We start from the raw sequence: 11997 nt of genomic DNA on the forward strand, positions 1-11997 counted from the left end.
TTAGTCTTTAATTCTATCTGTTTCTTCTTCCATTTCAGTTTCTGGATAATTCTTCCGCTCGATCATGTAATAGACCAATGGGACAACCAATAAAGTAAGCACAGTAGAGACGATAGTCCCACCCATCAATGAAATAGCTAACCCTTGAAATATGGGATCAAATAAAATAACGAATGCACCAATTACTACCGTACCTGCGGTTAATAGAATAGGTGTAGTACGAACTGCACCAGCTTCAATGGCTGCTTGTTTAATTGGTATACCTTCTGCCAAACGCAAATTAATAAAGTCGATTAGTAGTACGGAGTTCCGTACCATGATACCTGCTAATGCAATCATTCCGATAAACGAAGTAGCGGTAAAAAATGCGCCCATAATCCAGTGGCCTAAAATAATTCCGATTAAGGAAAGCGGTATAGCAACCATCATTACAATAGGTGCTTTAAAGTTTTGAAACCATCCTACAATCAAAATATAAATTAATATGATAGCTCCCATAAAGGCAATTCCTAAATCACGAAATACCTCAAGCGTAATTTGCCACTCACCATCCCACTTAACGGTATAGTTATCTTCAAATTCAGGCTGACCTAGGTACATTTCATTGATTTCATAACCTTTTGGCAAGGCAATTTCTTTGAGCTTTTCCTCCATACCTAAAATGGCATAAGCAGGACTCTCCAATTCTCCGGCCATATCGGCCATCACGTAAACTACACGCTTTTGATTTTTATGATAAATGCTTTTTGCGCTTATGGTTTCTTTAATGTCAACTAAGTCGGCAATTGGCACCATGGTACCTTGCTTAGAAGTAATCTTCAATTGCGAAATATCTGAAATGGTCGATTTTTCCTTTTCATCTAAAGCCAATATCAAACCAACTTGATTGTTTGCATTCTCATCGTATAAATTTGTGATTGCTCTATTGGATAATGCCATATTCATGGTATAGGCTATTTGTTGTGGTGCCACACCATAGAGCATTGCTTTCTCTTTATTGATTACGAATCGATATTCGGTTTGATCTGCTTCTACAAACCAATCGATATCAACTACATCATCGGTGTTTTTTAAAATATCTTGAACACTATTGGCAATTTTTATTTGCTCTGCATAATCAGGACCATAAACCTCTGCAACAATCGTAGATAATACAGGAGGTCCTGGCGGAACTTCAACCAATTTTACATTGGCGTTATATTTAGCTGCTATTTTTTGAATATCAGGGCGAAGTAACCTTGCGATGTCATGACTCTGGGCTGAACGTTCGCCTTTGTCAATAAGATTAACTTGAATATCTGCCATATTACTACCACCACGTAAATCGTAATGACGTACCAAACCGTTAAACGTTATTGGTGCAGAAGTGCCAATATAATTTTGGTAATTCACTACTTCTGGCCGAGTAGACAGGTACTGAGATATTTCTTGTGCTACCACTGCAGTACGTTCAAGAGTAGTACCTTCTGGCATATCAATAACCACCTGAAATTCATTTTTGTTATCAAAAGGCAACATTTTTACGGCTACTGATTTGGTAAAAAACAACACCATTGATCCCATGAGTAATAAAAATGTCAATCCCAAAAACAACCATCTTTTACTCTTATTTTCAATTAACGGTCTTTCAAATTTGTTGTAAATCCTATAAATAAAGGTCTCCTCTAAAGGTTTCTGTGGCTTCGCTTCTTCACCTTTCTTATCCTTTTCTCTTAAGAAAATATAACCTAAGTAAGGAGTAATGGTCAATGCCACAAATAAAGAAAGAATCATGGCGATTGATGCGCCTATTGGCATTGGAGCCATATAAGGTCCCATTAAGCCAGAAACAAATGCCATTGGCAATACAGAGGCTATTACCGTAAATGTTGCCAAAATAGTAGGGTTACCTACTTCGTTTATGGCATAAAGTGCAGCTTGCTTAAACGGCAAGCGTTTCATTTTAAAATGTCGGTGCATATTCTCGGCGATAATAATGGAGTCATCCACTACGATACCCGTAACAAAAACTAATGCAAACAACGTAATTCTGTTTAGCGTATAGTCTAACATGTAGTAGCTTAACAGCGTTAAAGCAAATGTAATTGGAACCGATAAAAATACCACTAAACCACCACGCCAGCCCATTGCTAACATCACAACAAGTGTTACGGCAAAGATGGAGCCAATCAAGTGAAGCAATAATTCAGACACTTTATGAGATGCCGTTTCACCATAGTTTCTGGTAATTTCTACATGTACATCATCAGGTATAAGTGTAGTGCGTAAATGGTTAACCTTATCAATAACGATATCTGCAATTTTCATCGCATCGGCACCTTTTCTTTTGGCTACAGAAATCGTAACTGCAGGGTATTCAGATTTGTAATCCGCAACTTTATCGCTAGCCTGTCCAAAACCTAAAGAAACATAGCTTTGTGGAACTTCAGGGCCATCGATTATACTGGCAATTTGTTTCAAATAAATCGGTTGGTTCTGTTGTACGCCAACCACAAGATTTTCAACATCGGTAACCGACGCCAAAAAATTACCCGTGTTTACTAAAAACTCGGTATCATTCTTATCAAAACTACCTGAACTTAATTGCGCATTGTTCGCCTTTATCATTTCAGAAACCGACAGGAAATCTAATCCGCTAGCGGCCAGTTTATCTTTATCTAGAACCACACGCAACTGGCGGTCTTGATTACCGATTTTATGTGTAATCGCTACATCATTTACCTTCTTTATCTCACTTTCTAACTCCTGTGCCATTTGGCTCAACTGATACCCATCATAGTTTTCACTCCATAACGTAAGTCCAAGCATTGGCACATCATCTATAGCTCTGGTTTTTACCAAAGGGAACGTTACACCCTGTGGCATAATATCCATATGCTTATTGATTTCGTTGTACAATTTCACGAACGACCGTTCAATATCTTCACCAACATAAAACTGTACGATGACCATTCCTTGTTCTTTCATCGACGTTGAATACACGTATTCAACACCTTTGATATTTGATATTAACTTCTCTAAGGGCTTGATCACCCGCGATTCTACTTCTGCAGGGCTTGCACCAGGATAGCCAACAAAAATATCGGCCATAGGCACGTCAATTTGAGGTTCTTCTTCCCTTGGAATTAAAAACGAACTGTACACCCCAATGACCATGAATACGATCATTAAAAGTACCGTTAACTTGCTGCCTATAAATAATTTGGCAATTTTGCCAGCTAAACCTTCCTTCATTATTTCTATTTATTTTGTTTGTGCTTTTCCACCAGTCGATAGACAGGTGGTCGGGCTTTTCACTACTACTCCTCGGTACAAAAGTACCTGTTGAGTAACCGCTTCAATCCCTAACGCAGATTCGTTTATTGGTTCGCGATTTTAGCTCCGTTGAATAATTTTCCTTCCGCAGATACTATATATTGCTCATCGGCAGAAAGACCGGAAAGTACTTCTACTTGGTCACCGAAAGTTCGTCCTAAACGCAACCAACGTAAAAGAGCTGTGTTGCTTTGGCTAACCGTATAAATGCCTGTTAACTGACCATTCTTTACAATAGATTCGATAGGAATCATGACAGCCGAACTAGTTGTCTTACGAGTAACAGGAAATTGTACGGTTGCGTACATACCTGATAGTAGCTGTGCATCAGTTTTATCGATAATCACCTTTACTAAATATTGACCTCCGGTATTTTTAGAAGATGTACTAACTTCGGTAACTTTACCTAGTACATTCTTATTCAATGCTTTTATCTCTACGGTAACTTCGCTATCATTTTTTATAGCCAGAATTTCAGACTCTGGTACCATGGCCAAAACTTGATATTTACCTGGAGATTCTACCTCAAGTAAAGGCATACTTGGGTTTGCCATATCCCCAGCATTGATAAACTTATTAGTAACCACTCCATCAAATGGAGCACGAATATTCGCATAATCCATTTGTGCGTTTACCCCGTTCCGCATTTGTTTAGCAGACTCTAATCGTGCTTTCGCCATCTTATAGTTGGCAGTGATATCGTCTAACTCTTTTTGTGAGGCGCTGTTTTCTTTAAATAAAGTGGTGAAGCGATTATAGTCTTTTTCAGCGTTTTTGAAAGCGGCTTCAGCTTCGGTAATTCCTGCATTTACTTGGGCTAATTGAGCCGAAACATCTGCGTTATTGACACTCATTAATAATTGTCCGTTACGAACTTTATCACCAACGCCAACATATATATTATCTACATAACCCATCATTCGAGTACTGATGTTTGCACTCTTAACAGCTTCTATTTTACCACTTACCGATAAAAACGGACTATTATTATTTTCAGAAACCGTCTTTGTTTTAACGGTTATGGCGGATGAATTATCGGTTACCACTTTTTTATCTTCGCTACCACAACTAGAGATTAGGATTGTTGCCCCTAAAATTGCTGTGATTATATATTTTTTATTTTTCATCTTTTAATTGGTATTATGTATTTGTTAAAGTATTGGTGATTGTTCTTTATAATCGTTTCTATTCTTCCATTAAAAATTTCAAATAGGCCAAGGCATAATTATGTTGAAAAATTGTACCGTAATACTCTAATTGTTTTTGTGAGAATTGGGTTTCTGACATTAATAAATCTGTAGTTTTTTCTAAGCCTTGCTTAAATCGGTTGGTGCGAATGCGCAGTGATTCTCCAGATTGTTCAAGGGCTAGTTTCGTAAGCTTTAATTTGTTCTTGGCATCTTCAAGTCCTCTTTTTGCCTTATTAAGTTCTAATTGACTTTCAGACTTGTATTGTTCTAACTGTAATTTAGATTTGTCATATTCGGCTTTACTTTTTTGCGATTTTCCAAAACGCTTACTGCCTTCAAAAAGATTCCATTTTAATTCTGCTCCGAATAAATAACCTTGAGCTTGACCTTGAAAAATTTCATCATCATGAAGTTCGTATGTGCCGAAAGCGTTTAAACGAGGTAAGAATGCCATTTGGTCTGCCTTATGCATCTGGCGATACGCTTCGGTTGCTGAGTTCATAGCCAAAATATCTTTTCTATTTTCGGATAAGTTTTCAGACGTATTCGATGTATAGTTCACTATTGACAATGAGTCGGTTGGTTTTAAAATTTCATTTTCATCAGAATTCATCAAAACCGACAAATAGTTACTGGCGTTTAAAATATTACTCTTAGCGTATTGTAACTGGTTATCAATTTCGGTAACTCTTACCTCCACAGCCAATACATCCGATTTTTGTAAATAACCCTGCTTATAACTGTTATCAGCGATGCGCTTATTTTCTAATGCTGTTTCATGGGCCTTCTGTAATACTGTTACTGTTTTGTAAGCTAGTTGCAATTGCATATAGGCTTTTTCAACTTCTAGAGCTAAGTAATCTTCAGTGCGACCAGACTGTAGTTCGGTAGCGTTCCATTTTGCCTTTGCCGCTTTACGTTGAAAAATTCCGTCGAAATTTAAAAGCGGTTGTTGAACTTCAACACGAGTCGCGTAATCTTCAATTTGTCTAGGGTTATTCAATAAATCAGGATTGAAATCTGCAGCGGTCAGAATTTCCTGATTTAGTTTAGAGCCGAAAGCCATTAAAGGGTTCGTAGTAGCTATAGCTGTATGTGAAACGCTGATATTGGGTAGCAAAATAGCATTGGTCTGATTATAATCACCCTTTGCGGACAACACATCTTGTTGTGCCATTTTTATCGTGTTATTACTCTCTTTTACTTTGGCTAACACTTCAACTTTTGTAATAGACTTAGTTTCTTGTGCTAATCCCGAATAAAGGACGAGTAATAATATTAATCCTAATTTATACTTCATCGTATTCATTTATTTAAGGCAAAATTAAGGTTGTAAAACAGGCTGCACAGTAACAAATGTTACCGATGAATTTAAATAGCGCTTGGTAGCCAACTTAATGTTCATTTATGCCAATTATTACTAAGGAAACAAATATAGAGGGGTATTATTTAGCCTTAAATGACAACGGTCAGGAAACCTTAGCTTTCATTGATAGTTTTACTATGGTTTGGCGATATTATATGATATAAAAAGGTATTCCCATTGCAGAAATGCCTTTTACAACCCACCAAAAAGCTGAAATAAGAACAGGTTATTTTGTTGTTTTGGTATTAAACCAGTAACTAATGCCGGCTGAAAAATAGAAGGTACTTTCTAAATCTTCAGTGATAACCATATCTTCGGTTGTAATGGTCGCGCTATTCTGGGGTATGGCCAAAACTGGGGTAAGTGAAAAAATAAACTGTTTATAGTAGTATTGTAGGGGTAGGCTGAGTTCAACGTTTAAAATATTGAACTGAGAGACATCTTGAATTTCTACCAAGGTCGAAACCTCTGTTGGGGAATCATTTATACTTTGACCTTTACCCTTACTTTTTCGATTTCCCAGGCGACTGGTACTATAATATTCTTGATAAAAATGTTGTGAACCTGCATACACCGCGATTGTAGGATTGATTAAAAACTGTTGGTCATTGCTGAAAAAAACGCGATTTAAAGTTAACCCGGTAAAAATATCGGCAGAACTACCATCATTAAAATAGGTGCTCGCCAGTAGAGAAAATTCCAACACCTTAAAATCATAGCTAAGAAAACCGGAAATATCGGCCACGACTGAAGATTTTACATTGTAGCTAGCCTCATTGAAAAAATACGCTGTTCCAGAAATTCCACCGTTTAGGTTTTCAGTATGTGACATATATCCTAAACTTCCTAAAAATAAATCTACCCGATTCTCTTCAGAACCTACAAGGTAAGATGCTGAGGCATCCACAAAAAAACCTGACTTATCAAAATAGCCTATAGAAGGAAAAATGTAAGGTGCGGCGATTGAATCACGCCTTCCCATAAAAACTGCATCGTTGATATAACTGACGTCTATCAAAACATAAGATTCGTCTTTATCAGATTTTTCTTTTACGGTCTGTTGATTGTTTTGTGCCACAAGACCTGTAGTTATAAAGAAGGCGAAAAGTAAATTAAGTAAAAATCTTGTTTTCATAGCTCTTACTGATTATATTTTTAAAAAGGGTCTTTAACATTATTAAGATGCCAAAGACCCTTTTCATTATTATTTAGAGGATTTTTTACCTGTTTTTTTTTTAATACTAGGTTTTTTTGTCCCCTTTTTCATCATTTTATTCGCATTCATATTTTTTTGAACCATCATTTTACGATGCATGTACATATTTTTGAACTTTGCACCATCCATGTTAATACATTCGCCATCTTGAAGTCGCAATTGTTTTTGCTGGGCATTTTGGTAACTACCATCGGGGTTTACGACAATTCCATCTCCAAGAGCAACTTGATTTTGAATCTGATTTTGCTCACGATTTCGAATTTGAAAGGCTTCTCCATCAATCATCATTATTTGGAACCTATTTTGGTTGCGTTCCTGAATTTGGGAGTCTGTCAAGCCTTTATTCTCTTGTTTTACCTTATACCTATATTGATATTCATTGCGGTATTTCACCCCATCATTGTCTAAACATTCGCCATCTTTAAGACGTAAGCGATCTCGATCTCTAGTTATATATGACCCGTCAGGGTTTACAAGTGTGCCATCATTTAAGGTTAAAGGATCTTGCAATCGTATTTGATCACGATCACGAATTTGGAGTACATCGCCATCGACCAACATCAAGCGGTCCTGATCTCTATCTTGATCTTGAGCGGTTAACACAGTAGTTCCTAGAACCATAAATGCAGCTAAAAAAAGTGCTTTTTTCATTATACTATATTTTAAATTTATCATGGGATAAAAGTATTGTACAGAAATAACACCCAAAATGACCTAGGTCATATAAAGCCAATAGATACAGGGCTTTATGTAACATTTGTTACATAAAAATGCTCCTTCATTATTGAAAGAGCATTGATAAGAATATAACAATGGATCAGAGTAGGAAATCAATGATTTATTATAAAATATTTAGAATGTTTGTCGCCCACATTGTTCATTGGGGTCGCTTATGATAAGCTCGTATTCTTCAACTGTCAAAAATTGGGGTGTATATGTATTTCCGGTATTTTCTAATGCCGAAACAAAACTTCTCAAGTGATTACGTGAGCCACATTGAAGACTTTCAAAAACCGAAATTATAGCTGTATTCGAAGTGGCATTTATATAATTCTGAAGATCAACAATGTCCAAATCTTCAATTGCGGCACCTACTTCTAGTGCTTGCGTTACATTTAGGGTTCCGTCGACGATAAACTCATCATATAGATTCTGAATTTCTTGGTTTGTAAATACCCCATTAGGCTCAATAGTATAATTAATATCAAAGGCGTCTAATAAATTGGCCACTGAGTTTAAATGTGATTGTTCACTGATTTGAATATTGGCAAATTGATTGATACCCCATAATTCGTCCAAATAGATATATGTATCTCGAGCCAATTTTTCCTCCTCCAACATAAAAAGGAGTGCCTCTTGATCTGTAATTGAAATAGCTGTATTTTGTTGATTATCTAATTCCATATTAGTTTCATCATTCTCACATGACATAAACCAACTTGCCGTAAAAAGTGTAATCACAGCTAATGATATTCTTGTTTTACCTAAACTTTTCATAACCTTTATATTTTAATTCAGAACTAAGTTCTTGAAATACAAAAAGGGACACAGTTACTTTAGTTACATAAACAGAGACTTGCTTATACTTTAAACCATCAAATTTGTAGACGTGAAATTGAGTTATTTTTTAGGAGATTTTATGAACATAATGAATAACAATCTGCCCATTAAGCCACCACATAATTTGCCGTATAGAGGTTTAGAGGTAATTACACAGGTACCACTAATACAACCAATTTCAGAATAAAATATACGCTGCAATGGTACCGATTAAGACAACGATTGCGGTTAAAATGATTACTTTTATCGGCATTAATAATTTGCTTTTCGAGTTCCTCCATGACCACCAGCCACAATGAGCATTATTTTAATACTCAAATAAATGAACTTAAAAAATTGAATTATCGGGTTCATCATATAAAAGCGTTTCGATTTCGATATTCTTCGTGTCATTTTACTTTGTTTTGCAATTAAGGTAGCTTCTATTAACTTTTGACTATTCGGGAATCAACCACCAAAAAGGTCTCATTTTCGCCTTATAGATAAACGCGTAGTGCAAAGCTAATTTCAGCCAATGTCCTGCCAAACCAATTTCACCAAAGGTCTTGCTCAGTTTTCGCCCTTGGGTATCAGGATATTTATTATAATCGGGCACTATCGGAAATGTTGTGATACTGATACCACTTCCTTTAGTCATTCCGTATCCTGCCGAGGCGATACATGCCGCTCCCATGTTACCCATAGAACCTTTGTGTTGTAAATTATTTTTTCCGTTGATTGCATCAATAATATTATCAGCAACCAATTTAGCTGTAATGCCAGATGGCATTCCTGTTCTTGGTGGAGAAGGTGAAATGGAAGTTCCGTTCTTGCTTACCCTGGGTTTAGAAATCGCGTGCGGTGGAGCAAACGCAATGCCTGGAGCAAAAATATTTTTATATGATGGATTTTGATAAGTTTCAGGCCAATCTTGCACACTCCATTCTTCATAAGATTTTGGTGTATAATCGGCATCGACTATCATAAAGCCTTTAAAGAGTTTTTCTGTAATGTCTTGATTGTTTTTATCAAATGCTTTAAAACCATGCCCTGAAAATGCCGGAATAAGCATGGCAAAATCGTATGTTTCAGAATTGTATTCGCCATCTAGTGTTTCATAATGAGCTACACCATCTTCTATTTTATTAACGCCAGCACCAATAATCCATTTTATTCCGCGGTCTTCGAAGACCATTTCAACCATTTCGCTAGATTTCATGATGTTGTTACCATAACTGAGCAACATACCATCCATACCAAAATCACCCAACTGTGGCTCGTTTGCAATCCACACTATTTCTGCCTTATCGCGCACATTATGTCGTCTTAGTTCCTGTTCAACATTTAAAATGTATTCGAAAGCTGCACCTTGGCATGTGGATTTCGCATGGCCTGTACCAATTAAAATTTTAGCCTTTTTACCTTGTTTCATTTGTTGAATCAAATCATTCAGAGCATCCCAAGCGTGCTCTGCATGTGTATAGGTACAAACTGAATACGCTTTGTTCGTTCCAGGGTTTAGACCTTCTGTCATGTCAAATGCCAGTTTTGGGCCAGTAGCATTTATTAAATAATCGTAGGTAACTTTTTCGGTTTGTCCCTTTTTTTCACCAGCAACGTATTCTACCCTTACGAAGGGCTTTTCGGTTTCACTATCCCCTTCGGGATGGAAAGTTGAAACCTTCGCCTGCTTATAGCCAATACCTTTTTTCTTGTACAGAGGTTGTAATGGAAATAGTATTTCTTCAGATTTCATTCTACCTATTCCCACCCAAATATTGGAAGGTATCCATTGATAGTTACTGTTCGGTGAAACAACTAATACCTCATGTTGTTTAGACAACTTTCTACGAAGGTGAGCTGCGGCTACATGCCCTGAAATACCTGCACCCAATATAACTATTTTTGACATTTTATTTTGGTTTACTGGCATAAGATAAAAGGCCAATCACTATTATTAAATGATTTAAATCATTCCATTGTACTATTGATTAAAATTATAGATACATTTTATAGAGAAGCTTAGCTTTGAGAATACTAGTTAAAATAGATTACATATGAGAGGTAATTCAAATACCCTAATCTATATTATTGCCGGCATTGTTCTGCTTCATTTTGTTGTTGGTTTCATTTGGCTTATATATAAGCTAAATAAGAAAAAAGAAAAAGAAGATTAATTTATTATAGACCTAATCTAAACCTTATTGATTATGTCATGTGGATGACATAAAAGAGCAGTATACTATATATACTTTTCTTATTTATTCCCAACATTAACACGTAACTAATGGCAAATCAAGAGGTTTTTGAATTCCTTAGCTAGGGTTTAGTAGCTAGTAACTGGTATCGTCTAATTGTACTTTTCCATTAAAAGTTTTATAAAGAAAAATAAGATAACCCGCTAATAATGGCGCACCTACAACAACCATGGTTAACATAATACCCAAAGACTTTTGAGAAGATGCTGCGTTATATATGGTAACACTGTAAGTTGGGTCTATAGTTGAGGGCAATAAAACAGGATATAACTGAAAGGCCACCAACATTAATAAAAACGCCATTGTCATAGATGAAAACAGTAATGCCTGAAAATACCTTTTCTTGGAGACTAATCTTGGAACATTGGCTACTGCTAAAAATGCTAAAATGGGTAAAACAAAAAACAACGGCTGTTCTTTAAATTTATCGGTAACACCGTGTATGAATATTAAGGTATACAAAGAAGTTATTGCGAAACTTGTAATAAAAAAAATCATTCCTTTTTTTAGTAAGAAGGTTAATCTGGCATGTAACCGTCCTTCCGTTTTTAAGAGTAGGAAAATAGCCCCTTGTGTCATAAACAAAGAAAGTGTTGTAAAGCCGGTCATAATTGCATACGGACTTAGGAAAGAAAAGAATATGCCTCCTTTATAACTGAAGTTTTCACCTAATTCAAATCCTTGTAATATATTTCCTAGTACAACACCTAGTAGAAAAGCTATTAAAACATTAGACACGAAATAAACAATATCCCATGTTTTTCGCCACCATAACATCTTTTCAGCACTTCTAAACTTAATTGCAGAAGAACGCAAGACCAACAAAAGTAAAAACAACATGAACGGAATATACATGGCAGATAGCATGGTGGCATACATTACCGGGAAACCTGCAAACAATGCCCCGCCACCTATAATAAGCCACACTTGGTTAGCATCCCATAACGGACCAATGGCATTGATGGCAATACGCCTGCTTAAATCTTTTTTGAAAAAAAGATGCCACGAACCTGCACCATAGTCGAATCCTTCTAAAACTGCATAACCAGAAAATAATAATCCAACGACTAAATACCAAAGGGTAGGGTAATCTATACCTAAAAAAGTTTCCAT

At 36.2% G+C, this 11997-nt stretch carries 9 protein-coding genes; all 9 read right to left on the minus strand.

Annotation, left to right across the window (positions count from 1 at the left end; genetic code table 11):
* Nucleotides 1-3234, minus strand: a complete 3234-nt coding sequence (locus BMY56_RS01125) for an efflux RND transporter permease subunit (protein WP_091618911.1) — start codon at nucleotides 3232-3234, stop codon at nucleotides 1-3.
* Nucleotides 3235-3359: 125 nt separating this feature from the next.
* Nucleotides 3360-4442: an efflux RND transporter periplasmic adaptor subunit gene (locus tag BMY56_RS01130; protein ID WP_091618912.1), complete on the minus strand. Its 1083-nt coding sequence runs from the start codon at nucleotides 4440-4442 to the stop codon at nucleotides 3360-3362.
* 58 nt (nucleotides 4443-4500) lie between these two features.
* Nucleotides 4501-5805: a TolC family protein gene (locus tag BMY56_RS01135; RefSeq protein ID WP_091618914.1), complete on the minus strand. Its 1305-nt coding sequence runs from the start codon at nucleotides 5803-5805 to the stop codon at nucleotides 4501-4503.
* A 292-nt stretch (nucleotides 5806-6097) separates the two neighbouring features.
* Nucleotides 6098-7006 (minus strand): hypothetical protein, encoded by a 909-nt coding sequence (locus BMY56_RS01140; protein ID WP_245737109.1) that lies wholly within the window; start codon nucleotides 7004-7006, stop codon nucleotides 6098-6100.
* A 69-nt stretch (nucleotides 7007-7075) separates the two neighbouring features.
* Nucleotides 7076-7738 (minus strand): DUF6799 domain-containing protein, encoded by a 663-nt coding sequence (locus tag BMY56_RS01145; protein WP_091620013.1) that lies wholly within the window; start codon nucleotides 7736-7738, stop codon nucleotides 7076-7078.
* Nucleotides 7739-7939: 201 nt separating this feature from the next.
* On the minus strand, nucleotides 7940-8584 hold the full coding sequence (locus tag BMY56_RS01150) for a DUF2202 domain-containing protein (RefSeq protein ID WP_091618915.1): 645 nt from the start codon (nucleotides 8582-8584) through the stop codon (nucleotides 7940-7942).
* A gap of 315 nt (nucleotides 8585-8899) precedes the next feature.
* Complete coding sequence (locus BMY56_RS18560) at nucleotides 8900-9040, minus strand: hypothetical protein (protein ID WP_177170898.1); 141 nt, start codon at nucleotides 9038-9040, stop codon at nucleotides 8900-8902.
* 43 nt (nucleotides 9041-9083) lie between these two features.
* On the minus strand, nucleotides 9084-10538 hold the full coding sequence (locus tag BMY56_RS01155; RefSeq protein WP_091620016.1) for an NAD(P)/FAD-dependent oxidoreductase: 1455 nt from the start codon (nucleotides 10536-10538) through the stop codon (nucleotides 9084-9086).
* A 421-nt stretch (nucleotides 10539-10959) separates the two neighbouring features.
* Complete coding sequence (gene cydB, locus BMY56_RS01160; protein WP_091618917.1) at nucleotides 10960-11997, minus strand: cytochrome d ubiquinol oxidase subunit II; 1038 nt, start codon at nucleotides 11995-11997, stop codon at nucleotides 10960-10962.

Origin of the sequence: Maribacter orientalis (genome assembly GCF_900109345.1) — a bacterium.
GTDB lineage: Bacteria > Bacteroidota > Bacteroidia > Flavobacteriales > Flavobacteriaceae > Maribacter > Maribacter orientalis.

Excerpts from the sequence above, each read along its gene's own strand:
- BMY56_RS01125 (WP_091618911.1), bottom strand. The coding sequence starts at position 3,234 with ATGAAGGAAGGTTTAGCTGGCAAAATTGCCAAATTATTTATAGGCAGC.
- BMY56_RS01130 (WP_091618912.1), bottom strand. The coding sequence starts at position 4,442 with ATGAAAAATAAAAAATATATAATCACAGCAATTTTAGGGGCAACAATC.
- BMY56_RS01135 (WP_091618914.1), bottom strand. The coding sequence starts at position 5,805 with ATGAAGTATAAATTAGGATTAATATTATTACTCGTCCTTTATTCGGGA.
- BMY56_RS01140 (WP_245737109.1), bottom strand. The coding sequence starts at position 7,006 with ATGAAAACAAGATTTTTACTTAATTTACTTTTCGCCTTCTTTATAACT.
- BMY56_RS01145 (WP_091620013.1), bottom strand. The coding sequence starts at position 7,738 with ATGAAAAAAGCACTTTTTTTAGCTGCATTTATGGTTCTAGGAACTACT.
- BMY56_RS01150 (WP_091618915.1), bottom strand. The coding sequence starts at position 8,584 with ATGAAAAGTTTAGGTAAAACAAGAATATCATTAGCTGTGATTACACTT.
- BMY56_RS18560 (WP_177170898.1), bottom strand. The coding sequence starts at position 9,040 with ATGACACGAAGAATATCGAAATCGAAACGCTTTTATATGATGAACCCG.
- BMY56_RS01155 (WP_091620016.1), bottom strand. The coding sequence starts at position 10,538 with ATGTCAAAAATAGTTATATTGGGTGCAGGTATTTCAGGGCATGTAGCC.
- cydB (WP_091618917.1), bottom strand. The coding sequence starts at position 11,997 with ATGGAAACTTTTTTAGGTATAGATTACCCTACCCTTTGGTATTTAGTC.